This window comes from Neobacillus sp. PS3-40 (assembly GCF_030915485.1).
Lineage (GTDB): Bacteria > Bacillota > Bacilli > Bacillales > Cytobacillaceae > JAUZPL01.
On the sequence record NZ_CP133266.1, the window covers coordinates 1,330,006 to 1,354,888 of the forward strand.

The following is a 24,883-nucleotide window of genomic DNA, read 5'->3' on the forward strand; positions in this document are numbered from 1 at the left end:
AACCCATTATACCCAAAATAGATATAAGTGTACAAATTTTCTGCTAATAATTATTATGTTGCCTAGTATAATTAACTTCATTCTTTTGAATATATGCCTGTTCCATCTCTTCATATGTAATTCCAAGAAGGGCAGCCAATTGAAGGTAAAGTTCTAATACCATCATAAAGTCATTTAGTTCCCTGGATTTTTTAAAAATTCCCACCCTATCATAGATATGAATGAATTGTTCAGTGATAGTGAGCAATGAAGGTATATTACTTACTTCAAGAGGTAATTCATCAAAGCCGCATTCAATTCCAAGTGACAAAATAAAATGAATCCCATCAACAAACTCCTCTAAAATAACCTCTCTCTCAGAGGAAGGTTTTATGCTCCAGAACTTAAAGCATCGAGTTTCATTTGCAAGCTCACCAATCTCTACGAGCAAGGCCAAGACCTTACGATCAAATAGATCTTCATTTTGCAATTGGTGTTTTCCTTCTATATAGCTATCGAGTGATTTTTGCATTTGGAATAATTTATCAAGCTGCATATTTATCATCCTTTCAACAAAATTATAACAAAATAGAGATAGTTTGAAACTTTTTTCGGTAAAGGACGTATTAAAGAAAAATAAGAGTGGAGGGACTTATCATGGTTTGGCTTCTTCGTCTCATTTTATTTGGACTTATTATTTTCTTTATTTTTATTTTGGGAAGCTTTCTTTTTACCCCCAATCGAAAACTTAAACAGGCTCGTAAACAAAGGCGATATTATTTACTAGATGATGTGGATCATGTAAGGAAAAATTTATTTTTCACTTTTAAAGGGGCTATTTTTGAAGGGGAAAAGTATTTAGGAACCACAGATCAGGCAATTGAGGTCGTCTCAATAACCATTTGGGCCCATGATTCTGATTCATTAAAAGGAATGGTAAAGGAAGACTTTTATTTTATTGAGAAAAAAATTATTGAACAGTATCCAATGGCCGTAATCAATTGGAAAAATCCAATCAAAGAACTGATGGAAAAAAAGTAGCTTTCTCTAATTATTTTTAGGACTAAACACATTCGTTTGAAACGTTAGGCTTCAAGCGAATGCGCCAAAAATCAACAGAATAATAGCCTATATAGTAAACAAATAAATAAAAAGGATTACTTCCACTACAGCAAGAAAGGGAAAGCCAATTTTAAACGATAAATGCTTTATTTTATGACGAAAAATCTGCATTCCAATCGTTGTTCCAACCGCGCCTCCAAATAAGGCTGTTAACCAAAGTGTTTTTTCTGGAATACGGTATTTGTGTTTAATTGCCCTCTGTTTATCCACCTTCATAAGAACCACACCGATGATATTTATAATCAAATAGACAACCATTAAAATCTCCATTCTCCCACCCCTTTATGCAAAAAGCCATCCTCACTGTGGAGGATGGCTTTTGTATGATTACTTGTTGCTTTGTTGTTTTGCAACGTTTGCTAATTCAGTAAATGCATTTGCATCATTTACTGCTAATTCAGCAAGCATTTTGCGGTTTACTTCAATACCTGCAAGCTTTAAGCCATGCATTAAACGGCTATAAGAAAGACCATTCATACGAGCTGCTGCGTTGATACGAGTAATCCAAAGTTTGCGGAAGTCGCGTTTTTTCTGGCGACGGTCGCGGAAAGCATACATTAAGGATTTCATAACCTGTTGGTTAGCAACTTTATATAATGTATGTTTGGAACCGAAATAACCTTTTGCTAATTTAAGAACTTTTTTACGACGCTTGCGCGTAACTGTACCGCCTTTTACACGTGGCATGTAATTCCCTCCTATATAAATCGATCACTCGAGTTTTACTTAATATTATCTAACATATGTCTGATACGTTTGAAGTCACCTTTAGATACTAGCGTTCCTTTGCGAAGTTTACGCTTTGCTTTTGTAGATTTATTTGCGAATAAGTGGCTTGTGAATGCGTGGCCACGCTTAAGTTTACCAGATCCTGTTTTCTTGAAACGCTTTGCAGAGCCGCGGTGAGTTTTCATTTTTGGCATTGGGATAGTCCTCCTTATAACTTGTCGATTTTAGGTGCTAAAACAAGGAACATGCTCCGACCGTCCATTTTAGGATGTGACTCAATCGTTGCTACTTCCTTGCACGCTTCAGAGAAACGGTCTAACACACGTTGACCGATTTCTTTATGGGTAATCGCACGTCCCTTAAAGCGGATTGATGCTTTTACTTTATCGCCTTTTTCAAGGAATTTAATCCCATTGCGAAGCTTTGTATTAAAGTCATGCTCATCAATCGTTGGGCTTAGACGAACTTCTTTAGTGACAATGATCTTTTGATTTTTACGAGCTTCTTTATCTTTCTTCTGCTGCTCGAACTTAAATTTTCCATAGTCCATAATACGGCCTACTGGTGGTTTTGCGTTCGGTGCAACAAGTACTAGATCAAGATTAACGCGCGCTGCAATTTCAAGCGCTTCAATTTTCGTTTTAATACCTAACTGCTCGCCGTTTTGATCGATAAGACGGATTTCGCGAGCACGAATGCCCTCGTTTAACAACATATCTTTGCTAATAATTAGCCACCTCCAAGGTTTTTTCACGAATATAATATCCGGGCCAAGAAGCATCTTGATTTGAGAGTACGCTTTCCCTTTCCAAACCTAAACACATGACACCCAGTTGAATCGGCAAGTAATAATTAAAGCTATACATAAACAAAAAAGTGCGGGCGAATACACCCACACTTTACGAAACATACTCAAATTCGTTCACGTAAAACCTGCCAACAACTATTTCGCGTCAATCAGGTGAGAAGCGGGTGCTTCTTCTTTTCCCAAAATTAATATTCAATTTTACCTTAGTAATTATATCACAATCAAAGATATTATGTCAAACTTCGATTTCCATGACAACAAATTGTATTTTATCAAAATCTTAAACATTTTACAATACATTTTTTCTTTTTAGTGTTTAACCCTTTTCACTTCGTCATTTAATGAGGAAAGAAAGTCAGCAAATTCCACTGTTTCAGAATTCTGTTCTCCATACTTGCGGACGTTAACAGCATTTTCCGCAACTTCTTTATCACCAACAACAAGCATATACGGGATTTTTTGCATTTGTGCTTCACGAATCTTATAACCAATTTTCTCATCGCGGCCATCTAATTCAACTCTGAACCCTTCTTTTTGAAGCTGTTCTTGAACTTTTCTGGCATAATCGTAATGGGCACCAGGTGAAACAGGAATAACCTGAACTTGCACCGGTGCAAGCCATGTTGGGAAGGCCCCTTTATACTCCTCAATTAAATAAGCTACAAAACGTTCCATTGTAGATACGACACCACGGTGGATCATTACAGTGCGGTGATGTTTACCATCTTCACCAATATACGTTAAGTCAAATTTTTCAGGCAACAAGAAGTCTAATTGAACAGTTGAAAGTGTTTCATCTTTGCCTAAAGCAGTTCTTACCTGAACATCAAGCTTTGGACCATAGAAAGCTGCTTCACCTTCTGCTTCAAAGTAATCGATACCTAGATCATCCATTGCTTCCTTCAGCATGCTTTGGGCTTTTTCCCACATTGCATCATCATCAAAGTATTTCTCTTTATCCTGTGGGTCACGATAAGAAAGTCTGAAAGAATAATCATTAATATTAAAATCCTTATATACATCAACAACCAAACGAACAACGCGCATAAACTCTTCCTTAATTTGATCAGGGCGAACAAATAGATGAGCATCATTTAAAGTCATTCCCCGAACTCGCTGTAAGCCTGATAAAGCTCCAGACATTTCATAGCGGTGCATCATTCCAAGTTCAGCGATTCGAATTGGAAGCTCACGATAGCTGTGATTACTGTTCTTATAGATCATTATATGATGAGGACAATTCATAGGGCGAAGAACCAATTGCTCGTTATCCATATCCATTACTGGGAACATATCTTCCTGGTAGTGATCCCAGTGTCCAGAAGTTTTATACAAGTCTACGCTACCCATAATCGGAGTGTAGACGTGATTATAACCAAGACTAACCTCTTTATCGACAATATACCGCTCAATTATGCGCCTAATTGTTGCTCCTTTTGGAAGCCATACAGGTAAGCCTTGTCCAACCATTTGGATATTTGCAAATAAATTTAGTTCCTTGCCTATTTTCCGATGGTCACGCTCTTTCGCTTCTTCTAAAAAGCGAAGATGTTCTGCTAGGTCTTCCTTCTTAAAGAAGGCAGTTCCATAAATTCGTTGCAACATTTTATTTTTACTATCACCACGCCAGTAGGCACCTGCGATACTAAGGAGTTTAAATTCTTTAATTTTCCCTGTTGATGGAACATGAACACCGCGGCAAAGATCAAAGAAATCTCCTTGTTCATATATCGTTACTGTTTCATCTGCAGGAATAGCTTCAATTAATTCAAGTTTATATTGATCGTCAATTCCTTTGAAAAGTTGAACAGCATCTGAGCGACTTACTTCTTTTCGGACCACTTCAACATTTTCATTTATAATTTTCATCATTTCTTTTTCGATAACAGGAAGATCTTCTGGTGTTAATGATTGTTCAAGATCTATGTCATAATAGAATCCACCTTCAATGACAGGGCCTACTCCAAGCTTTACTTCTGGATATATTCGTTTAATCGCTTGTGCCATTAAGTGTGCAGTACTATGGCGCAACACTTCCAATGCCTCACTTGAATCTGGAGTAACAATTTCTATCGAACCATCCTCAATGATTGGACGGCGAAGATCAAATAATTGACCGTTCCATTTCCCAGCAATTGCTTTCTTCTTAAGGCCTGGGCTTATCGAAGCAGCAATATCTTCAGTTGTTGTTCCCTTTGGAAACTCCTTTACTGCTCCATCAGGAAACACAATTTTCACAACATCTGACATGATAATTCCTCCTTTATTTATACTACAATAAAAACAAAAAAACTCGTCCCTGGAAAAGGGACGAGTTTTTTAACACGTGGTTCCACCCAAATTTTTCTTTTAATGTATTCCATTAAAAGACTTTAGGACAAATAACGGTTGTGGCCGTCAGTAATTACTAACTTCATTTTTAAAATGAAGGGTTCACAACTAAAGTTTAAAGGTGGTAAGCATTCCTTTCGTGTTGGGAAGCTTGCAGCCTGGGCGTCCCTCTCTACTAACCGTAAAAGAATACTTTTGTCCTTATCATTACTTTTGCAACGTTAAATTCTACTATGTATGCAATTATAATAATTATATTTCCAAAAATCAAGGGACTATCTTATATTTTGTTTATGCACCACTTTCAGGTATTTTCATCCTTCCTCCCCATTTAGCACATTCCAACATTTCACGAATAGCTTGAAAGGGTTTAATTGTTACTCTCTCTTCAAAGATATTCTTAATTGTCCTCACAAGTGGCTCTTCGGGGTTTTCTGTATAAAGAATAATCGTTATTGGTGCAATGGATAAGAGGGGAGCAATCGAAACAGAATCAACATAGACAGGATGATTAAAAAGTAATTTCCGATCGATCATCCTTACAAGGTCTCCTCTTTTAATCTCCTCAAAATTTTCATTATAAAATGTGATTTCTTCATCAAATAGTAAGTGAAGGATGTTCATTTTGGGTTTTTGATTTAAAAGAAACTCACGAAGGGTCTGTACAAACATTTGGTATTCTTGCTCCATTTTATATTCATCAATCGAAATTTTTACATAACCTTCCAAATCTAACAAGTATGACTTCAATCGAAATTTAGTAAATGAATCAAAAGAAAGTGAAATATTCTCTTGGAAAATTTGTTCAACCGCCTCTTTTATTCTAGGCTCCTCATTTGTCTCATTTAAAAAAGCAGCTAAATCTTTTCTTTCTCCTTCAAGAACAGAATAAATAATATCCATTATTTGTTGTTGTTCTTCATAGTCATCATAAAAATAATGATCCTTTAAAATTTTTCTGAACCAATCATCACGTTTTATGTTAATAATGAATTCATAAAATGCCTTTTTAACTCTCTCCAAGTAATGACTTGTACTATTGTCTTCAAGAATTTGTACTATATATCGTTCTTCTTTAAGAAGAATCATTTGATTATCTGGAGAACACTTTAGATTTTTCATCAGGTGATTATAAAACTTTCTAGCATCATTCATTCCTTGGAAGATGATTTCTACCAACCAAATCCCCCCTTTAGACCAAATCTCTGTACTATGTATATGAGAACTTGGCTAAAATAGAAGCGGGCTTGGATGAGGTTTCCAATAAAACTTGGATAAGTTTTATTTACTAATTCGTTTTGAGGAGCCTATGTACTTTTCCAAATAAAAAAACTGCCGAAAATTCATCGACAGTTTACATTTATTACGTTTTTAATTAATCCCTTCGATTTGGACCATCCACTAAAACTGGTTCACTCAGATATCGGATTCGCTCCATGATTCTGCGTGCCTTCATTTTTTCTTCCTCGCCCCTCTGGCTATATGTCAAATGATGCTCTAATTCTTGAAAATTAAAGTTAGAGGTGAAAAAGGTAGGAAGATTTTCCAGCATCCGGAACTGAAGGATCGGCCCTACAATTTCGTCTCGAGTCCAACTAGATACAGCTTCTGCACCGATATCATCGAGCATCAAGATAGGTTCTTTTTTAACAGCTTCAATTTTTTCATTTAAAGTAGAATCGCCTATTGAACTTTTCATTTCTCGCAACAACTCTGGAACATAAACAATCATCGAAGAAATACTTTTTTTGGCAAGTTCATTAGCTACCGCTCCGAGAAGGTATGACTTACCTACTCCAAATTTACCATAAAAATATAAACCCTTTTGCCTTTTATTTGAATCAAAGTTCATTAAAAATGATGCAGCCTTACTTACAGCATCTACTCTACCGAAATCCTGCTCAAGATCATCGAAAGTAGCATTCAAGATTTCTTTCGGCACATATAAACTTTTTATTAATCGCTCATTTTTTCGCTTTTCATCATCCAAAATCTTTTTTTGACAACGCTCGTATTGAATATCAATTGAATTTCTTGTGATAACTAATTTTGGTTGATAGCCTTTTATGATATTCACACAGCCTTCAACGCTTGGGCATTGGCTGCAATCTTTGCCTTGACTAGTATACTCAAGTAGCTTGGCCATACTTCTTTCAATCATTTCTTGATTGACCTCACCCTGGTGCTCTGCTAAAAATGCTTTAATATCCGGGTGTTGTAGTACTTCTTTCCGCATTTCCATGTATCGTTTTTGAAAGTTTTCGTTTGAAGCTAATCGCTTCAAGGTTTGGTTAATCCTTTCCATTTCTTCACCCCCTATTTACGAAATGCCTTAAGTTTATCTTCAATTTCCCTTTTTTTGGCCTCTAAATCATTATTGTTCTCTTTTGGAGAAGTAGTAAGTGCTTTTTTAGGATCCTCATCAAACCAATCAGGAAGGAATTCTGTTCGAATGGGCTTTTGCTTTGAGGATCTCCCACTTTTCTTCCCATTACTCCATTCAAGGTAGGTGCGATGCTCATTTATTGCTAAATCCATGGCTTCTTTAACCGTTTTAATCTGTTTCCTTGTCCAATGACCAGCAATTTTTTCTACATAACTTTTCGTTAGTTTCATATCCGTTCGTAACATGACAAACTGGATTAGCACATTTATGACTCCAGGAAGCAGCTTTTGTTTGAACATGACTTCTTCAATAATTTGAATATCTGACTTCGAAGGCTCCGCTCCCCCAGATAGATCTTTTAAAACTTGCAAGGGAGAAGTCGTTTCTAAATAACGAATTAGCTTTTCTTCCTTCGTCTTTGGCTTATCCTGCTGAACTTGATGGAGTGTAGGCTGAGTTCGTTCGATTAGACTAGGGAGCTTGTCCTCATGGATAAATTGATACCAATCACGGGCTGACTTTCTTAATTCCTCTATATTAATTTCGCTATCCTCATCTAGAGCCCCAAGGATAATAGATTTCATTTGAATTGCATCAATCGTATAAAGAAAAGCAAGATTACTAATTGCCTCTTTTACTTTTTTATTAATTGCTTTCTTGGGTACAAGCGACTCATTCAGGCCCGCAAGCAAAAGATCAAAATCAAATCGAGTTGTATCGATTTGGATTTCCTTTTGTTCAACTCGTCCAAAAAAAGCCTTATTCGCTTCTACTTCTAATTCATCAGCTACACCTTGAAGATATTGAAGGCTACCCGGTGAAATGGATTCATATACATCCTGAAACGACTTTGTCACTTCGTTGTATTCAATTTCTGGAGGTTTTTTTTGAATGCTGAAAAAGCGTTTTAGCCTGGCAAAATGGTTTTTCCCGATTTTACGATATAAGTATATATTCAGCATTCCATCTAAAAAGAATTGTTCTGGTGTTAACGGAGGTTGCAATTCATAAATAAAGGAACGCCCACTTTCCTCTGTTTTGACAAAGGACTTTAGTAGACCAATTCCCTCTAATTTAAGTCTTGCATTATATATATCCTTTAAATTCATTTCCATCAAATTCATTAATAGATGATGGGATGAAGATTCTGACCATAAGGTATTATCCTCTAGTTCTGTCCAAAGTGTCATGTATAGGCTAAAACAAGCTGATCCAACTAGAGGCTGATATAAAAAAGTCAAGACCTTCCGATCAAATTCATGCAAAAGCCCGTTGGCTACTACAACGTAACGATCAATCGGAATAAGTTCCTGCCAATGCTGTCCCATAACATTTACCTCTCTTCATAGAAAAGCTATAAGCACCTTAAAAACAGGAATGTCGACAAAAGAAACAACCTATTAAAAGTCCGACAAGCGCTTAAGTCCAATGTGAAAGGAGCCAAAGTCCCTTTAGCTCCTTAGGATTTTACTTTCTTTAGCTAATCAAAATTTATATCCATAAATTTTACTAGCGCATAAGTACAACTACGCTTCTGTCATCAACGCCAACCAGCGAGTTTTCTTTAGCTAATTAAAATTTATATCCATAAATTTTACTAGCGCATAAGTGCAACTACGCTTCTGTCATCAATGCCAATCAGCGAGTTTTCTTTATTAATTCTTTTAGTTCCTCAATAAAAACATTTATATCTTTAAATTGGCGATAGACAGATGCAAATCTCACATAAGCAACTTCGTCAACATATGCAAGCCTATCCATAACCATTTCTCCGACTTCTTCACTTTTGATTTCTGAAATTCCTTGACTACGCAGTTCTTTTTCAACCCCAAGAGTTATTTCCTCTAGTTCCCTTAATGCCACAGGACGTTTTTCACAGGCTTTAATTAACCCACGGAGGATTTTATCACGACTGAATTCTTCCCGCGTCCCATCCTTTTTCACGACAATAAGCGGGATCTCTTCGATTTTTTCAAAAGTTGTAAAACGGTATCCACATTCCTCACATTCTCGCCTACGCCTTGTAGCTCGCCCATCATCTACAGGTCGGGAATCAAGCACACGTGTACCGTAATGTTGACATGAAGGGCACTTCACGAATTAATCAGCTCCAAATCTATCTACTCTAACTTAAGATTTTTCCATCTAAAATAAATGTCTTCTATAAGGATATTTTATTAAAAAGAAGGTCATAAAACAAGGAACATTTACTTCTTGCCTGTACCTATTAAAGTATGTACCTTGTTGATTCGTTCGTAGTAAGAAATAATCCTTCTTCTTAATGTTGGATAATTTCCAAATAAAGATGTTCGCTCCGAAGAAATGGTAAAGTCAACTGCCGTTTCTAGAGGTTTTACCGAAATAATTGTAACGATTAAAAAACATGAATTTGGGTTGTTCACTTCAATTGCAATTTCGCCATGCTCTTTGGATACAGTGGAAATCCTACAGTCTGCATCTTGGCGAAATAGTTGTTCAATTGATTGGAACAACTGATTAAAGTTTCCTTTATAGAAATGCGTTTTTAATTGATCATCCAAATGATTTTCAGATGTTTCAATTTCTTTTTTAAAACGCAAGAAAAAGTCTCTAATAGCCATACTTTCCCTCCATAGTAGTGCTTTTTCATATAGTTTACAACACAATCAGGTAAAATAAAAAGGAGTGCATAATTACACCCCCAGGTTTCTAACTTCAGATTCACTTTTTCTAACTTCAGATTCATTTTTTAAAATTATAGAACTTTTGCCTGTTTTACTTGAACAGGTCCCATACCACGTGGAATTTCAATATTTTCACGAGTTTCCGCATTTAAGCTTTCAGCAATATAATCAGCTGCAATATTAGGATTCAAATCGCCACATGTATATACATCAATACTAGCATACCCATGCTCTGGGAAGCTATGAATAGTCAAATGTGATTCAGAAATAATAACTACTCCACTTACGCCTTGTGGTGCAAATTTATGAAAGGCAACCTCTCGAATTTCAGCACCTGATTTTAAGGCAGCTTCTACAAAAGTTTGTTCAATAAAATCCATATCATTTAATTTCTCGAAATCGCATCCCCATAATTCGGAGATTACGTGACGTCCCATTGTTTCCATATTGATGTTTCCCCCTTTAGGATTTTCGCTTCATTCCTGAAATTGTCTGTTGACGGTAAGTTGGCCACTACCACGGGGGAAAGTTAGTCCAAAGAGGTCCTAACCCTTTAAGTAGTGAATCGCTACCTAATTTCAAGAAGTTCACGATGACTAGTATACTTTGTTTATATTATTTTTGCAACCTATCAAATTAACTTTCTGAGCGGAAATTTATTTTACACGAATATTTATAATGATTTTATGTCAATAAAAAGAAAAACGGCTAAAGAAAACTCGCCGATTGGCAAGCCCCTAAAAGGCGATGACAGAGGCGTAGTTGCACTTATGCGCTAGCAGAATTTATGGATATAAATTCTGCTTAGCAAAAAAAAATGCTGCCTGTTCGGCAGCAATTTCCTTTATCCTACTTTCACATGGGAAACTTTACCCATTTCAGAGGCAACAAATAAGGCAAGATCTACAACCCTTGACGAATAGCCCCATTCATTATCATACCATGCTAAAACCTTTACTTTATTTGAGCCCATTACCAATGTTGAAAGTCCATCGATAATTGCAGAATGTTCATTTGAATTAAAATCAACGGACACTAGTGGTTCCATCGTAAATCCTAGAATTCCTTTTAATGATCCTTTTGAAGCATCCATAAATGCTTGATTGATTTCATCGATCGTTACATCTTTTTTAAGATCTACTACCAAATCGACAAGAGATACGTTTGGTGTCGGCACGCGTAATGCCATTCCATGAATTTTACCTTTTAATTGTGGTAACACAAGTGCTAAAGCCTTTGCTGCGCCTGTTGAAGTTGGAATAATAGATTGTCCGCAAGCACGTGCCCTTCTTAAATCTTTATGCGGATTATCAATATTTTTTTGATCATTTGTATAGGCATGAATGGTTGTCATTAATCCATTTTCAATGCCAAATTTATCGTCTAAAATTTTTGCAACTGGAGCCAAACAATTGGTTGTGCAGGACGCATTCGAAATAATTTGATGTTGGTCCAAATCAAGCATTTCATCATTAACACCCATGACAATAGTTATATCCTCATCTTTTCCAGGTGCAGTTAATATAACTTTTTTAGCACCTGCCTCTAAGTGAAGGGCTGCTTTGTCACGCGAATTAAATTTTCCTGTTGCTTCTATAACTATATCAATATTCAATTCTTTCCATGGGAGTAGCTCAGGATTACGATTGTTTAAAAGTTTTATCCTTTTCCCATTTACAACTAATTCATTATCTAAAGCAGTCACTTCTCCAGCAAATGGTCCATGAACTGTATCATATTTTATTAAGTGTGCTAATGTTTCAGCTGGATAACTTGCATTTATGGCTACCACTTCAAGCCTTTTTTCAGTGATGGCTTTCCTAAATACCATTCTTCCTATTCTTCCAAACCCATTAATTGCAATTTTTGTCTTCATGTGATGACCCCTTCCACATTAATGTTATACTGTTCATCTCTTCGAATGTAATTAGTATAACATAATTAAATATTTTTGTGGTAATTAAACTGCGGATTTTTAAGAAGTTTTTTCGTTTTAACGATAATATAACGTTTAAAATAAAGAAAACTCACTGATTGGCGAGTCCCCAAGGGCGATGACAGATAATCATCTTCGGATAAATAAGGATCTCCTGCTTATCCTGTCCTATCTAGGAAAAAAAGTGCCTGGCACCACCTAAAGAATCAATTAATCGCACATAATAGCCAAAAATACTATCAGAAAGTACTTCTACATAACCACTAATATTGCTCTGATAATTAGCAATTGATTTTTTCTTTTTATTAATTAACTTTTTACTATCACTCGCACTATATTTAATATAATGCGTATCTAAGATAAACTTTCTTATAAGCAAAAGAAAAAGAGAAGGGTAACCCTTCTCTTTTTGCTCTCTATTTAGTCTTTTTTTAGACCCCAATCCAGCAGAAGTTCTTCAAGCTGGTTTTCCGTTTCTTGCAAGGTTCCATTATTATTAATTACTTCATTGGCTAAGCCCACCTTTTCAGAAAGGGGCATTTGTGATTTTACCCTAGCCATAGCATCTTCATAAGTAAGATTATTTCTTTCCATTAACCGCTGAATTTGGATATTTTGATCAACATACACAAGAACGACCTTATCCACCATAAACATTAATTTACTTTCAAATAACAAAGGAATATCAAGAATGATAATTTTTTCTTCCCTGGCAATTGCTGCTTCCTTCTGCCTGGTCATTCTTCTTCTAACTTCAGGATGAACAATTTGATTTAAAAGCTGCCTTTTCTGGTCGTTATAGAATATAATTGAACCCAACTTTGGCCGATCAATCTCTCCATCTGGCATTAAAATACTCTGTCCAAATTCCTTTACTATTTGAAGATATGCTGGTTCACCTTTTTTTACAGCTAGGCGTGCTTCTACATCTGCATCAATGACTGTTATTTTCATTTCCTTTAACATATTAGAAACTGTGCTTTTTCCACTTGCAATTCCGCCTGTTAAACCAACAATTAACGTCATAACATTTTCCTTTCATCTCATCTTAAATTTTCCAGATACCAATAAGAATTAAGAGGATTCCCGGCAAAAATGTGAATTTTTGAATCCAGTCAAAACGATGAAGAAAGGTGCCGCTCTTAATCCCCATTAGAACAAATAATGAACTCATAGCTGCTACGGTTAGAGCCAAATAGATGGGAGAAAATCCGAGCATCGCCGCTCCAATTCCTGCTCCAAAGGCATCCAATGACAAGGCAAATCCAAGCATAAGTGCTTCTATACCAGTGATCGTCCCCGATTTATCAAAATCAGCAGACATTGGTTTTTTCAAGATATTAATAACGATTCCAAGTGAACGAATTTCAAAATTGACTATTGTTTTTTCATGACTTTGAAATTCCTTATCTTTTTCGGGCCGAAAAAACTGATACAAAACTGCTATACCTAGGCCCATCAGGATGATACCACCAAGGCTTGCGGTAATATGAGGTGAAAGAATTTTTGAGAGCCCATGTCCGATTGATACGGCAATCATTAGGGAAACAGCAGAGCAACTTGCAATGATTACGACTGATTTAAACGGCATTACCATTTTGCGTAAGCCATAGGTAAACCCGACACTAAAGCTGTCGAGACTAAGTGCAAAAGCGAGCAAGAATAGTGAAATCCATTGAACCATGCTTAAAGCTCCTTCCATACAAAACACTACGATAGTATATGGAGGAAGCCTATACATGGTTATTCGAATTTTTGAAATCAACCCTTAATTTTATGAATCATAGCCTTTGACAGGAGGGACAATAATGTGTTCCCCTACCTCCCACAACTGTTTTCACAAGAGGTGTTCCACATTTTTTGCATTCTTCACCTTTTCGACCATATGCATATAACTCATGCTGGAACATTCCTATTATTCCTTGGGAGTTAACATAAGAACGGATGGTACTACCTCCCTTTTCAACAGCTTCCCTTAATGTATTTACAATTTCAATGTAAAGCATAGCAATTTCTTGTGAATTAAGTGAGCTTGCAATTCGTTCAGGATGAATTCCTGAACGGAATAGTGCCTCATCTACGTAAATATTACCTAGACCGACAAACAGCTTCTGATCCAAAAGGGCTATTTTTACTTTTCGCTCAGTTTTCGCCAACCTTTTTGCAAGATATTCCGGTGTAAATTCCTCGGAAAAAGGCTCTGGTCCTAACTCAGTTAGTGGTGGCTCCTGAAATTCTCCACCTTTTTTAAACAAATGCATAGTTCCAAATTTCCGAACATCCTTGTACCTAAGTTCAGTGTGATCTGTAAAATGAAAAACAACATGGGTGTGCTTATCCAAGAGCTCTTCCTTTTTGAACAACCCATATTTTCCTTCCATTCGTAAATGAGATACCAATGCATATTTATCAGTATAAATAATTAAAAATTTTCCTCTTCTTCCAACATCAACAATGCGTTCTCCTTGTAGGGCATCAATGAATTGCTCAACTTCTTGAGGTTTCTTAATAATCTTTGGCCAGTTGACGGTTATATTGCTAATTTGTTTATGAAGAATTAGGCTTTTCAACGTTTTCCTAACTGTTTCTACTTCAGGCAGCTCTGGCACTATAATTCACCTCTCTTGGGATTGATTTTATTAGCTATTTAGCATCAAACCAAGTTGGACCAAAAGCATAGTCAACTTTTAATGGTACTTTTAATTCAAGTGCATTTTCCATAACATCTGGAACTAATTTTTTTAATAGATCAAGTTCATCTTGTGGTGCTTCAAAAATTAATTCATCATGGACTTGAAGTAGTAATCGCGTTTTAAGGCCATGAGTCTTTAATGCATCAGCCATATCAATCATTGCTTTTTTAATTATGTCCGCTGCACTTCCTTGAATCGGAGTGTTCATTGCTGTTCTTTCAGCAAAACTTCTTAAATTGAAATTTCGGCTAGTAATTTCCGGTATATATCTTCTTCTTTGCATTAGTGTAGTTACGAAGCCTTGTTGTTTGGCTACTTGAACACTATCATCCATATATTCCTTCACACCTGGATAACTATTTAAATAGCGATCAATAAATTCCCCTGCTTCTTTTCGGGTAATTCCTAAGTTTTGCGATAATCCATAATCACTTATTCCATAAACTATCCCGAAATTAACCGCCTTTGCCTGACGCCTCATATTTGATGTAACTTCTTCCTTCTTCACATGAAAAACTTCCATTGCTGTTTTCGTGTGTATATCAAGATCATCCTTAAATGCCTGAATTAACTTTTCATCCCCAGCAATATGGGCAAGAACACGTAACTCGATTTGGGAATAATCCGCAGCAAAAATGATCCAGTCCTTTTCAGATGGGATAAATGCTTGACGGATTTTACGACCTTCCTCAAGGCGAATCGGGATATTTTGTAGATTTGGATCTGTCGAACTTAATCTTCCAGTTTGGGTTAATGCTTGGTTAAACCTTGTATGGACGTTTCCTGTTTTAGGATTGACCACTTTGAGAAGCCCTTCAATATACGTAGACTTTAGTTTCCCTAATTGCCTGTATTGAAGGATTTGGTCAATGATTTCATGATCAGGCGCTAATTTTTCAAGTACGTCTGCAGATGTAGAATAGCCCGTTTTTGTTTTCTTTAAAGAAGGGAGATTTAATTTTTCAAATAAAATAATGCCTAATTGCTTTGGAGAATTGATATTAAATGTTTCACCTGCAAGATCATATACTTTGCTTTCAATTTCAAGCAATCTTTCATTGATTCCATCACCCATCAAACGAAGCTGTTCTATATCTACTTTGATACCAGTAGATTCCATATCAGCTAAAATTAAAGATAATGGCATTTCAAGCTCTTTAAAAAGATCAGCCTGCTCATTCTTTTTTAAATCGTTTTCTAGTTCACTCTCTAATATGGACATAGTAAGACTTTTTCTGACAAGATGCTTAGCAAGTTCATCTGATTCAGGAACTTTTCTCTTTGCTCCTTTTCCATAAAAGGATTCATCTGATTGAATAGTATGGACATCGTAGTGTTTTGCAATAGATGAAAGATCTTCAATATTTTCTGAAGGATCAATAATATAGGAAGCAATGAAAGTATCAAAGACGACTCCTCTTAAATGAATATCATGGTGCCGTAATGAAACTTCCGAACGCTTTGCATCATAGACTACCTTACTACTTTCTTCATCTGTAGCCCATTCTTTAAAGACATCTGAATTCAATGCTTTTTCCGTTGGTAAATAAAAGTTTCCCTTGTCATTCACAATAGAAAAACCAATAATATCTGCATAATGGTAATTATCATCGAGAACTTCAACGTAAAAATAGTTCTTATCAGAAAAAATACCTGCTGTTATTTCGTCTGGAACAACATAGTCTATATCCTCTAACTCTTCCGGCTCATCAATTGGGGCATCCTCCCCTAACTTGTCCAATAAAGAGTAGAAACCAAGTTCTTTAAATAAGACCACCACTTTTTCACGAATAATTCCCTCATACTCTAACTCATCAAGATTAACTATTACGGGTGCTTTTCTTTCGATAGTTGCTAATTCCTTGCTCATCAAAGCTTGGTCTTTAAATTCCTCAAGCTTCTCTTTGAGTTTTTTTCCTGTCACCTGATCAATTGATTGAAGTATATTTTCTAATGAAGAAAATTCCTTTAGAAGCTTAATAGCTGTCTTTTCTCCCACTCCAGGCACACCAGGAATATTATCAGATGTGTCACCCATTAATCCTTTCATATCGATAATTTGGCTGGGTATCAGGCCATACTTTTCATTCACATGATTTGGCGTATATTCTTCAATATCGGTGATTCCTTTTCGAGTTATCCCAACTGTCGTGTGTTCAGAGGATAATTGGGTTAAATCCTTATCCCCAGAAATAACTCTTACTTCATATCCATTCTGCTCTGCAGTTAAGGATAATGTTCCGATAATATCGTCTGCCTCATAGTTTTCAAGTTCATATCTAGATATCCCATAAGCATCAAGCAATTCACGAATAAAAGGAAATTGTTCTGATAGCTCTGGCGGTGTTTTTTGCCTTCCACCTTTATAGTCTCCAAAGGTTTTATGACGAAAAGTTGTTTTACCAGCATCGAAAGCAACTAACATGTGGGTGGGTTTTTCATCCTCGAGTATTTTCATTAACATCATCGTAAAACCATAAACAGCATTTGTATGAATACCTTTATCATTATTAAGCAATGGAAGAGCAAAGAATGCACGATAGGCAATACTATTACCATCAATTAAAACAAGCTTCTTCTTTAACATAAAATAAATTCACTCCTAGTTTGTCCCATTTATCTTTTTAACTAACTCGATAATAAATTCACTACCTTTTCCTATTTCACTTTTCACTTCGATTGTTCCTCGGTGGGCTTCCACTAAATGTTTTACAATCGCCAAACCTAGTCCTGTCCCTCCAGAATTTCGACTCCTTGCACGATCAACACGGTAAAATCGTTCAAATATTCGAGGAATCTCTTCTTTTTCGATTCCAATCCCGGAATCCTTTATACAAATACGAACTTTATTCCCTCTTTCGCGAACAATAATGGTTACAATGCCATCCACAGGCGTATATGTTAGGGCATTACCGACAAGATTGATAAATACCTGTTTTAGGCGGTGTATATCTCCTTGTATGATGACAAATTCATTTTCACAAATAAGATTAAGCACTATATTCTTTGCTTCCGCTTTATGTTTGAGCAATGTAATAATTTCTTGAAGGGTTGACGTCAAATCAAACTCAATCACATTCAGCTTAAAGCCATGTTGTTCCATTTTCGATAAATCAAGGAGATCCTGGATTAGTGATTGAAGTCTATCACTTTCTTTTAAAATAATTGAAAGAAATACTTCTAAAGCCTCTTTATCATTCATCGCTCCATCTAAAAGAGTTTCCGCAAACCCTTTAATAGAAGTGACCGGCGTTTTTAATTCATGCGAAACATTTGCAACAAAGTCTTTCCTGACCTGTTCTAGTTTCTTCATTTCAGTTATATCATGAAATACTAGCAAGACGCCTTTCCAAACATTATCTGTACCAATAATAGGAACACCATAAACATCAAAATATCTTCTCTCTATCGAGAGTGGAAGAAGCATTTGTTTGCTAACCTTTTGTTCAGTTTTAAATATTTCCTCAACTAGCTTGCAAACTTCTTGATACTTAATTACTTCATAATAGAGCTTAGCTACATAATCATAAGATTTAACTTGGAAAATTTCCTTATACCCTTTATTGATTAAATTAATATATCCGCGGCTATCGATCAAAATTAGCCCTGCACCAATATTTTCAATTAGTGCACTTAGACGATCCTCCTGAACTTCTTGTGTATTGACCATTTCTTGAAGATTTCGAGCAAGAAGGTTAATAGAAGAACTTAACATTCCAGTCACATCTACACTCTCATCTAATGTTCTTGCTCGGTAATTTCCTTTTGAAAGCTCTATTGCTACATTTGCAGCTGATTCTATAGGCTTTGTAAATCGTGATGCTACACGAATGCTGAGGAAAATGATAATAATTAACGCAATCCCCAAGCTGATCGATAGGATCCACCATATTTGACTATAAACCTTTTTTAGTTCACTCGTTTTTGTTGTTAAGAAGATATATCCTTCCTTTTTTCCATTCTTAAAAAGAGGTTTCCAATAATAGTGAAGGTCATAGCCGTTGCCTTCTACTATTTTCTCTACACTTTCTGGCTTTGTTTGGACTACCTCTTTTATCTTCTCTTCCAGTCCGTTTTTGTCATTTTTATTTCTATTTCCGCTATCATATATGACCATTCCGTTGGAGCTTGTTAGAGTAACCCGAACATCTAGCATCTTGCTGATATTTAATAACTCGTTCCTATTGATTGAATGAATTCCACCATGGTCATTTATAAACATACTAATAAAATTACTTTCTTTTTTTAAATGTTCATTAAATAATTGCAAATAATAGCTTTTAAAAAGTTGACCAAGGAATATTCCTAACCCAAGCAAAACGGTGATAATTAAGGTAACTAAAGTAATCAGAAGCCTTGTACGAAATTTGGTCATGGCTTTGAAGGCTCCTCCAGCTTATATCCTAGACCTCGTATGGTTTTAATATAGACTGGTTTTTTTGAATCAATTTCGATTTTTTCCCTTAAATGCGAAATATGTACATCCACAATTCTTGAATCCCCTGCAAACTCGTAATTCCAAACAGCACTTAATAATTGGTCACGAGATAAAACTCGACCTAAATTTTTGGCAAAATATAATAAAAGTTCAAACTCCTTAAGAGTTAATTCTAGCAGTTCATCCTTAAAAAAGGCTTCATATTGTTCAATAGCTAATTTTAGATCACCAATTTGTAAAAAATCACTTTCACTAATAGCTTTTTCCTGTTCATTTTCCATTTGAACCTGGGTTCTTCTTAGAATAGCTTTTACTCGTGCAATCACCTCTCTTGGGCTAAATGGTTTAACCATATAATCATCGGCGCCAAGTTCTAACCCTAAGACCTTATCGAATTCATCATCCCTTGCTGTAAGCATTAATATTGGAGTCATTATCTTTATTTGTCGTAATTGCTTACAGACTTCCATACCATCCAATTTTGGAAGCATTAGGTCCAAAACAATTAGGTCAGGTGATTCTTTCACTGCTAAATCTTTTCCTGTCTGCCCATCCATTGCTGTTATCACATCAAAACCAGCCTGCTCCAAATTATATTGAAGCAACGTCAAAATGGATTGCTCGTCATCTACAATAAGTACTTTGTTTCTCATGTATTCCTCCGCTTAGTAAAATTGCTCCATATTCTTTAAGTAAAACTGCCTTTATTATAATATAAACAAAATTTAATTGCCTGTTGATGCCCTAGAAAAGTGAAAACGCCTCTTTTACCAAGACTTGCACTTATTGAAGTCATTTTTTTATATGATTCCTTAGAACGTAAAGGATCTATACACTTACACTAACAAGTCTTAAAGTCTTACCATATTAATTAAAAGAGGCTGGGACAAAACCCACCTCTGAGATGAAAAAGCCGGTGGAATTTTACGATAAGTAAAATTTCACCGGCTTTGATTATTTTCCAATAAAAATAAGGGCCACTTCTGATAAAATAAAGTTACCACACCAAATTTCATCCGAAAGAAGGGTCCTTATGTTCAAAAATTATATCATGAATCAATTAGTTTTGCCTTTAGATTTAGAAGTAAAATTACAAAATAATGATATTGCCTACCATGTCCATCATTTAGTTGAAAGTATCCCTCATGAAGCGTTCGAACCATTTCTTCGAAATGAGGGTTGCCCAGCCTATCATCCACGCATGATGCTTAAAATTATCTTATGTGCCTACACACAATCTGTCTTTTCAGGGCGTAAAATTGAAGCCTTATTAAAAGATAGTATCCGTATGATGTGGCTGGCTCAAGGACATGAACCAAGCTACCGCACAATAAACCGATTCCGTGTTCAATCAGAAGTGAAAGATTTAATCCGCCAATGTTTCGTCCAATTCCGTTGCCAATTGATTGAAGAAAAACTTATCGATCAAGAAGCGGTTTTTATCGATGGCACAAAGATTGAAGCAAATGCGAATAAATTTACGTTTGTCTGGAAGAAATCGGTTGAGAAATATCATCAAAGTTTAATTGAAAAGTCAAATCAGCTATACAATGAACTACTTGAGAACGAAATCATACCTGAAATTAAATGTGAAAGCGATGAACAGTTATCATTGGAAGAGATCGCTCAATTGGTTAAAAAAGTGGACGATGTCGTAACCGAGTATGATAAACAAATTGAAGTATCGACAGACGTTCTAGAACGAAAAGCCTTAAGAAGTGAACGTAAATACCCGAAACAAGTGCGTAAACAGTTGATTGATTTTGTCTTACGAAAACAGAAATACCAACAAGACTTTGAAATATTTGGCACACGTAATAGCTATTCTAAAACAGATCCGGATGCGACATTTATGCGAATGAAAGATGATTATATGCAAAACGGACAATTGAAGGCAGGTTACAATGTACAAATCGCAACGGAAGGTCAATACGCGCTTGCCTATAGTTTATTTTCAAACCCAACAGATACACGTACGTTAATTCCATTTCTAGATGAGATCGAGCAGCATTATTTCGAGTTACCGAAACACATTGTCGCAGATGCAGGTTATGGTAGTGAACAAAACTATAATGATATCCTTTCGAACAGAAAACGAGAAGCACTTATTACGTATAACATGTATTTGAAAGAACAAAAGAAAAAGTATAAACAAAACACATTTAATCCCGACAATTGGCAGTATAATGAAGAAACAGATACATATACATGTCCCAATCAGAAACTTCTTAAATTTCAATATCATTCTATACGTAATGACCGTACAGACTTCCAACGGAAGTTCAAAATCTATGAGTGCGAAGACTGTTCAGGATGCCCGTTCCGTTCATCATGTACAAAAGCAAAAGAAGGAAACAATCGAAAACTAATGGTGAATGAAAAATGGGAACAGCAAAAAGAATATGTAAGAGAGAAGCTTTCAGAAGAGAAAACGAGTGCCATCTATCGAAAACGCAAAATCGATGTGGAACCAGTTTTTGGATTCTTGAAGGCTAATTTGCGTTTCTCTCGGTTTTCTGTACGAGGAAAATCGAAAGTAGAAAACGAAATGGGCCTCGCGTTAATGGCAGTGAATTTAAGAAAATTCACTGCCAACAACTAAGGTAATAGAAGAATTAACACCCCAAAATAGAGAAAGGTGAATTTGAGTAAGCTCAAATTCACCTTTCTTACTATTTGAAGCTAGTTATGTCCCAGCCTCTTTTTTCTATTTAGAAGTTTTCAAGTGCTTTTCCTTCCAATCCTTCTAATCGATACGGAGGGCAGATTTTAAATCTTCCTTTTATAACTGCCTCATTACTTTCATTATTCCCAACTACACTAACTATTACGTAATGGTTTTGACGATTTACATCAACCACTTCAAATAAAAACTGCACTGTAGCATAATGATAGACTGGTTTAAGAAATTCTATTTCTTGGTTTAAAACATGACTTCCAGGTCCCGGTAAATATTTTGATATTGCTGAACTAATGATCCCTGATAACATAATGCTAGGAACAATTGGTTTTTCATACGGAGTTTGTGATGCATAATCATGCTGAATAAATAATGGATTTGCGTCATCAGTTAATCCTAGATATAGTAAAAGATCTTTATCTTCGATTTTTTCTGTTAAAGATAATTTTTCTCCAACCATTATTTCATCAATTCTTCTGCCTAATTTACGTTTTTTACCGAGTAACATAGAAGCCCTCCTAATTTTGTAATCGCTTTCATTCGATGTACAATCATCACTCATTATTGATTTTCGGTCCATTTATACTGTAAATCTACAGTAACATATTAATAAGTCCTATTATACTTTAAAAAAAGGCGCTTAAAATAATTACAAGGACCCATTTTACAGATTATTCTGTTAATAATGATTAAAAAAATATATTTTTCTTTTTTATATGTGTAGTTGCCCTTATGCGCTAGCAGAATTTATGAAAATAAATTCTGATTAGCTAAAAAATCCGGGGAGTTACCCCCGAATTTCTATTTTTTATGCTAAAATTGCCATTACATTTTGAACTGTTTGCACTGATTTATCTAATGCAGCTCTTTCTTCTTGAGTTAATTCAAGTTCAATTATTTTTTCAATTCCATTTGCTCCAAGGATAGTAGGAACACCAAGGTAAATGCCCTCATAGCCATATTCCCCTTCAAGATATGCAATCGTAGGAAGAACGCGACGTTGATCCTTGAGAATAGCTTCACACATTTCTACGAGTGATGCTGCGGGTGCATAATATGCACTACCGTTTCCAAGAAGGTTTACGATTTCACCGCCACCTTTTCTTGTCCGTGCAACAATTTCATCAAGGCGATCCTTCGAGATTAATGTTTCAAGCGGAATACCACCAGCATAGGAATATCGAACAAGTGGTACCATATCATCTCCGTGACCACCTAAAACAAAACCTGTAATATCTTTAACAGAAATATTTAACTCTTGTGCAATAAAAGTTCTGAAGCGTGCTGTATCAAGTACTCCAGATTGACCGATTACGCGATTTTTTGGAAAACCTGATTCTTTATAAACTGTATATGTCATGGCATCAACAGGGTTAGTTAATACGACAATATGACAGTTTGGAGAATATTTTGCAATTTCCTTTGTAACGCTTTTCATTACCTTTTGGTTTATTTGAACCAAGTCGTCACGGCTCATACCCGGCTTACGAGCAACTCCAGCAGTGATAACAACGATATCAGAATCCTTTGTATCCTCATAGTTTGATGTACCAGTAATATTAGCATCAAAACCTTGAACAGGACTTGCTTCAAGCATGTCTAACGCTTTCCCTTTAGTAGGATTTTCCATTTGAGGAATATCTACTAAAACCACATCACCTAGTTCTTTTTGTGCAAGTAAAAAAGCTGTAGTTGCACCTGTAAATCCGCCGCCGATAACAGAAATCTTTTTACGATTTAATGACATTATGACTCTCCCCTTTAGTTCATATTTATGATTAGCCGTCGTAATTTTAATAATTAAGATCAGCCAATCATTTTGAATAGCAGTCTATATTATCTTAGTCCATATTTTTAATTAATTCATTAGCAAATTCAGATGTTTTAACTTCTCTTGCCCCGTCCATCAATCTTGCGAAATCATATGTTACAACTTTTGAAGCAATTGTTTTTTCTACAGAGTTTGTGATTAAATTAGCTGCTTCATTCCAGCCTAAATGTTCAAGCATTAGAACACCAGATAAAATTACTGATGATGGGTTTACTTTATCAAGACCTGCATATTTTGGAGCAGTACCATGTGTTGCTTCAAAAATTGCATGACCGGTTTCATAATTAATATTGGCTCCAGGTGCAATTCCAATTCCGCCAACTTGAGCAGCAAGTGCATCGGACATAAAGTCACCATTTAAGTTCATAGTTGCTACAACATCGAATTCAAGAGGGCGTGTTAAAATTTGTTGTAAGAAGATATCGGCAATCGCATCTTTTACGATAATTTTACCTGCAGCCTCTGCTTCTGCCTGTGCCTTGTTAGCAGCATCTGTTCCTTGTTCTGCTTTGATGCGGTCATATTGTACCCATGTGAAAACTTTATCGCCAAATTCCTTTTCAGCAAGCTCGTAGCCCCAGTTTTTAAAGGCACCTTCTGTAAATTTCATGATATTTCCTTTATGAACAAGTGTTACTGATTTACGGCCTTCATTAATTGCATAATTTATGGCTGCCCGTACAAGACGGCTTGTACCTTCTTCAGAAACAGGCTTAACCCCAATACCAGATGTTTCTGGGAATCTGATTGCCGTTACACCCATTTCGTTTTGTAAAAAGTTAATAAGCTTTGCTGCTGCTTCAGAGCCTTTTTCAAATTCAATTCCTGCATAAATATCTTCTGTATTTTCACGGAAAATAACCATATCGGTATCTTGTGGCCGTTTAACTGGAGACGGAACACCTTCAAACCATCTAACTGGACGTAAGCACACAAACAAATCCAACTGTTGGCGAAGAGCAACATTTAATGAACGAATTCCACCGCCAATAGGAGTGGTTAATGGTCCTTTAATAGCAATTAAATATTCATTAATGACATCAAGAGTTTCTTGAGGAAGCCATTCTCCCGTTTGATTAAATGCCTTCTCACCTGCTAATACTTCCTTCCAAACAATTTTACGCTCACCTTTATAAGCTTTTTCTACCGCAGCATCTAATACCCTGTATGAAGCCGCCCAAATATCAGGTCCTATGCCGTCTCCTTCAATAAATGGGATAACTGGACTGTTTGGAACATTTAGAACTCCATCTTTTACTGTAATTTTTTCACCTTGCATTTTATTTC

Annotated in this window: 24 protein-coding genes and 1 other annotated feature; of the genes, 2 read left to right on the plus strand and 22 right to left on the minus strand. The window is 35.8% G+C overall.

Going from position 1 to position 24,883, the window contains the following annotated elements; translation table 11 throughout:
- Positions 1 to 43: 43 nt before the first annotated feature.
- A complete protein-coding gene (locus RCG20_RS06825; protein ID WP_308183482.1) occupies positions 44 to 535 on the minus strand; it encodes a dUTP diphosphatase in 492 nt (163 codons plus the stop codon).
- 101 nt (positions 536 to 636) lie between these two features.
- Here RCG20_RS06825 and RCG20_RS06830 point away from each other — a divergent pair, with 101 nt between their 5' ends.
- On the plus strand, positions 637 to 1,020 hold the full coding sequence (locus RCG20_RS06830) for a sigma-w pathway protein ysdB (protein ID WP_308183483.1): 384 nt from the start codon (positions 637 to 639) through the stop codon (positions 1,018 to 1,020).
- A gap of 87 nt (positions 1,021 to 1,107) precedes the next feature.
- Here RCG20_RS06830 and RCG20_RS06835 read toward each other — a convergent pair whose 3' ends face one another.
- From RCG20_RS06835 to RCG20_RS06920, 18 genes are all read right to left on the minus strand, one after another.
- Positions 1,108 to 1,371, minus strand: coding sequence for a DUF1294 domain-containing protein (locus RCG20_RS06835; protein ID WP_308183484.1), 264 nt, complete (start codon positions 1,369 to 1,371; stop codon positions 1,108 to 1,110).
- A 57-nt stretch (positions 1,372 to 1,428) separates the two neighbouring features.
- Positions 1,429 to 1,788, minus strand: coding sequence for a 50S ribosomal protein L20 (rplT, locus tag RCG20_RS06840; RefSeq protein WP_308183485.1), 360 nt, complete (start codon positions 1,786 to 1,788; stop codon positions 1,429 to 1,431).
- A 35-nt stretch (positions 1,789 to 1,823) separates the two neighbouring features.
- Positions 1,824 to 2,024, minus strand: coding sequence for a 50S ribosomal protein L35 (rpmI, locus tag RCG20_RS06845; RefSeq protein ID WP_308183486.1), 201 nt, complete (start codon positions 2,022 to 2,024; stop codon positions 1,824 to 1,826).
- A gap of 14 nt (positions 2,025 to 2,038) precedes the next feature.
- Positions 2,039 to 2,545: a translation initiation factor IF-3 gene (infC, locus tag RCG20_RS06850; RefSeq protein ID WP_308184301.1), complete on the minus strand. Its 507-nt coding sequence runs from the start codon at positions 2,543 to 2,545 to the stop codon at positions 2,039 to 2,041.
- 149 nt (positions 2,546 to 2,694) lie between these two features.
- Positions 2,695 to 2,820, minus strand: a sequence feature (ribosomal protein L20 leader region).
- Between the two features lie 127 nt (positions 2,821 to 2,947).
- A complete protein-coding gene (gene thrS, locus RCG20_RS06855) occupies positions 2,948 to 4,888 on the minus strand; it encodes a threonine--tRNA ligase (RefSeq protein ID WP_308183487.1) in 1,941 nt (646 codons plus the stop codon).
- Positions 4,889 to 5,260: 372 nt separating this feature from the next.
- Positions 5,261 to 6,148, minus strand: coding sequence for a putative sporulation protein YtxC (locus RCG20_RS06860; protein ID WP_308183488.1), 888 nt, complete (start codon positions 6,146 to 6,148; stop codon positions 5,261 to 5,263).
- A gap of 196 nt (positions 6,149 to 6,344) precedes the next feature.
- Entirely contained in the window at positions 6,345 to 7,274 is a 930-nt protein-coding gene (gene dnaI, locus RCG20_RS06865) for a primosomal protein DnaI (RefSeq protein WP_308183489.1), read from the minus strand.
- A gap of 11 nt (positions 7,275 to 7,285) precedes the next feature.
- Entirely contained in the window at positions 7,286 to 8,683 is a 1,398-nt protein-coding gene (locus tag RCG20_RS06870; RefSeq protein WP_308183490.1) for a replication initiation and membrane attachment family protein, read from the minus strand.
- 310 nt (positions 8,684 to 8,993) lie between these two features.
- Positions 8,994 to 9,452 (minus strand): transcriptional regulator NrdR, encoded by a 459-nt coding sequence (gene nrdR / locus RCG20_RS06875; RefSeq protein WP_308183491.1) that lies wholly within the window; start codon positions 9,450 to 9,452, stop codon positions 8,994 to 8,996.
- Positions 9,453 to 9,562: 110 nt separating this feature from the next.
- Positions 9,563 to 9,955, minus strand: a complete 393-nt coding sequence (locus RCG20_RS06880; RefSeq protein ID WP_308183492.1) for a hypothetical protein — start codon at positions 9,953 to 9,955, stop codon at positions 9,563 to 9,565.
- A gap of 134 nt (positions 9,956 to 10,089) precedes the next feature.
- On the minus strand, positions 10,090 to 10,464 hold the full coding sequence (gene speD / locus RCG20_RS06885; RefSeq protein ID WP_308183493.1) for an adenosylmethionine decarboxylase: 375 nt from the start codon (positions 10,462 to 10,464) through the stop codon (positions 10,090 to 10,092).
- A gap of 398 nt (positions 10,465 to 10,862) precedes the next feature.
- Positions 10,863 to 11,894 carry a glyceraldehyde-3-phosphate dehydrogenase gene (locus tag RCG20_RS06890; RefSeq protein ID WP_308183494.1) on the minus strand — a complete coding sequence of 344 codons (1,032 nt, stop codon included), beginning with the start codon at positions 11,892 to 11,894 and terminating at the stop codon, positions 10,863 to 10,865.
- A 480-nt stretch (positions 11,895 to 12,374) separates the two neighbouring features.
- A complete protein-coding gene (gene coaE / locus RCG20_RS06895) occupies positions 12,375 to 12,980 on the minus strand; it encodes a dephospho-CoA kinase (protein ID WP_308183495.1) in 606 nt (201 codons plus the stop codon).
- A 22-nt stretch (positions 12,981 to 13,002) separates the two neighbouring features.
- On the minus strand, positions 13,003 to 13,638 hold the full coding sequence (ytaF, locus tag RCG20_RS06900) for a sporulation membrane protein YtaF (protein WP_308183496.1): 636 nt from the start codon (positions 13,636 to 13,638) through the stop codon (positions 13,003 to 13,005).
- Between the two features lie 97 nt (positions 13,639 to 13,735).
- Positions 13,736 to 14,563 (minus strand): DNA-formamidopyrimidine glycosylase, encoded by an 828-nt coding sequence (gene mutM, locus RCG20_RS06905; protein ID WP_308183497.1) that lies wholly within the window; start codon positions 14,561 to 14,563, stop codon positions 13,736 to 13,738.
- Between the two features lie 34 nt (positions 14,564 to 14,597).
- Complete coding sequence (gene polA / locus RCG20_RS06910) at positions 14,598 to 17,234, minus strand: DNA polymerase I (RefSeq protein ID WP_308183498.1); 2,637 nt, start codon at positions 17,232 to 17,234, stop codon at positions 14,598 to 14,600.
- Between the two features lie 15 nt (positions 17,235 to 17,249).
- Positions 17,250 to 19,022 carry a two-component system histidine kinase PnpS gene (pnpS, locus tag RCG20_RS06915; protein ID WP_308183499.1) on the minus strand — a complete coding sequence of 591 codons (1,773 nt, stop codon included), beginning with the start codon at positions 19,020 to 19,022 and terminating at the stop codon, positions 17,250 to 17,252.
- On the minus strand, positions 19,019 to 19,738 hold the full coding sequence (locus RCG20_RS06920; RefSeq protein WP_308183500.1) for a response regulator transcription factor: 720 nt from the start codon (positions 19,736 to 19,738) through the stop codon (positions 19,019 to 19,021). Before RCG20_RS06920 ends, pnpS begins: the two co-directional genes overlap by 4 nt.
- A 380-nt stretch (positions 19,739 to 20,118) precedes the next feature.
- Between RCG20_RS06920 and RCG20_RS06925 the strand changes: the two genes are divergently transcribed.
- Positions 20,119 to 21,687, plus strand: coding sequence for an IS1182 family transposase (locus RCG20_RS06925; RefSeq protein WP_308181295.1), 1,569 nt, complete (start codon positions 20,119 to 20,121; stop codon positions 21,685 to 21,687).
- 109 nt (positions 21,688 to 21,796) lie between these two features.
- Here RCG20_RS06925 and RCG20_RS06930 read toward each other — a convergent pair whose 3' ends face one another.
- The 3 genes from RCG20_RS06930 to icd all read right to left on the minus strand — a co-directional run bounded on the left by RCG20_RS06930 (position 21,797) and on the right by icd (position 24,875).
- A complete protein-coding gene (locus RCG20_RS06930; protein WP_308183501.1) occupies positions 21,797 to 22,273 on the minus strand; it encodes a MaoC/PaaZ C-terminal domain-containing protein in 477 nt (158 codons plus the stop codon).
- Positions 22,274 to 22,573: 300 nt separating this feature from the next.
- Entirely contained in the window at positions 22,574 to 23,512 is a 939-nt protein-coding gene (gene mdh, locus RCG20_RS06935) for a malate dehydrogenase (RefSeq protein WP_308183502.1), read from the minus strand.
- A gap of 94 nt (positions 23,513 to 23,606) precedes the next feature.
- The gene (gene icd / locus RCG20_RS06940; protein ID WP_308183503.1) at positions 23,607 to 24,875 is read right to left on the minus strand and encodes an NADP-dependent isocitrate dehydrogenase; all 1,269 of its coding nucleotides are present in this window, start codon (positions 24,873 to 24,875) and stop codon (positions 23,607 to 23,609) included.
- Between the last annotated feature and the right edge of the window lie 8 nt (positions 24,876 to 24,883).

Excerpts from the sequence above, each read along its gene's own strand:
- RCG20_RS06825 (WP_308183482.1), bottom strand. The coding sequence starts at position 535 with ATGCAGCTTGATAAATTATTCCAAATGCAAAAATCACTCGATAGCTAT.
- RCG20_RS06830 (WP_308183483.1), top strand. The coding sequence starts at position 637 with ATGGTTTGGCTTCTTCGTCTCATTTTATTTGGACTTATTATTTTCTTT.
- RCG20_RS06835 (WP_308183484.1), bottom strand. The coding sequence starts at position 1,371 with ATGGAGATTTTAATGGTTGTCTATTTGATTATAAATATCATCGGTGTG.
- rplT (WP_308183485.1), bottom strand. The coding sequence starts at position 1,788 with ATGCCACGTGTAAAAGGCGGTACAGTTACGCGCAAGCGTCGTAAAAAA.
- rpmI (WP_308183486.1), bottom strand. The coding sequence starts at position 2,024 with ATGCCAAAAATGAAAACTCACCGCGGCTCTGCAAAGCGTTTCAAGAAA.
- infC (WP_308184301.1), bottom strand. The coding sequence starts at position 2,545 with ATGTTGTTAAACGAGGGCATTCGTGCTCGCGAAATCCGTCTTATCGAT.
- thrS (WP_308183487.1), bottom strand. The coding sequence starts at position 4,888 with ATGTCAGATGTTGTGAAAATTGTGTTTCCTGATGGAGCAGTAAAGGAG.
- dnaI (WP_308183489.1), bottom strand. The coding sequence starts at position 7,274 with ATGGAAAGGATTAACCAAACCTTGAAGCGATTAGCTTCAAACGAAAAC.
- RCG20_RS06870 (WP_308183490.1), bottom strand. The coding sequence starts at position 8,683 with ATGGGACAGCATTGGCAGGAACTTATTCCGATTGATCGTTACGTTGTA.
- RCG20_RS06880 (WP_308183492.1), bottom strand. The coding sequence starts at position 9,955 with ATGGCTATTAGAGACTTTTTCTTGCGTTTTAAAAAAGAAATTGAAACA.
- speD (WP_308183493.1), bottom strand. The coding sequence starts at position 10,464 with ATGGAAACAATGGGACGTCACGTAATCTCCGAATTATGGGGATGCGAT.
- RCG20_RS06890 (WP_308183494.1), bottom strand. The coding sequence starts at position 11,894 with ATGAAGACAAAAATTGCAATTAATGGGTTTGGAAGAATAGGAAGAATG.
- coaE (WP_308183495.1), bottom strand. The coding sequence starts at position 12,980 with ATGACGTTAATTGTTGGTTTAACAGGCGGAATTGCAAGTGGAAAAAGC.
- ytaF (WP_308183496.1), bottom strand. The coding sequence starts at position 13,638 with ATGGTTCAATGGATTTCACTATTCTTGCTCGCTTTTGCACTTAGTCTC.
- polA (WP_308183498.1), bottom strand. The coding sequence starts at position 17,234 with ATGTTAAAGAAGAAGCTTGTTTTAATTGATGGTAATAGTATTGCCTAT.
- pnpS (WP_308183499.1), bottom strand. The coding sequence starts at position 19,022 with ATGACCAAATTTCGTACAAGGCTTCTGATTACTTTAGTTACCTTAATT.
- RCG20_RS06920 (WP_308183500.1), bottom strand. The coding sequence starts at position 19,738 with ATGAGAAACAAAGTACTTATTGTAGATGACGAGCAATCCATTTTGACG.
- RCG20_RS06925 (WP_308181295.1), top strand. The coding sequence starts at position 20,119 with ATGTTCAAAAATTATATCATGAATCAATTAGTTTTGCCTTTAGATTTA.
- RCG20_RS06930 (WP_308183501.1), bottom strand. The coding sequence starts at position 22,273 with ATGTTACTCGGTAAAAAACGTAAATTAGGCAGAAGAATTGATGAAATA.
- mdh (WP_308183502.1), bottom strand. The coding sequence starts at position 23,512 with ATGTCATTAAATCGTAAAAAGATTTCTGTTATCGGCGGCGGATTTACA.
- icd (WP_308183503.1), bottom strand. The coding sequence starts at position 24,875 with ATGCAAGGTGAAAAAATTACAGTAAAAGATGGAGTTCTAAATGTTCCA.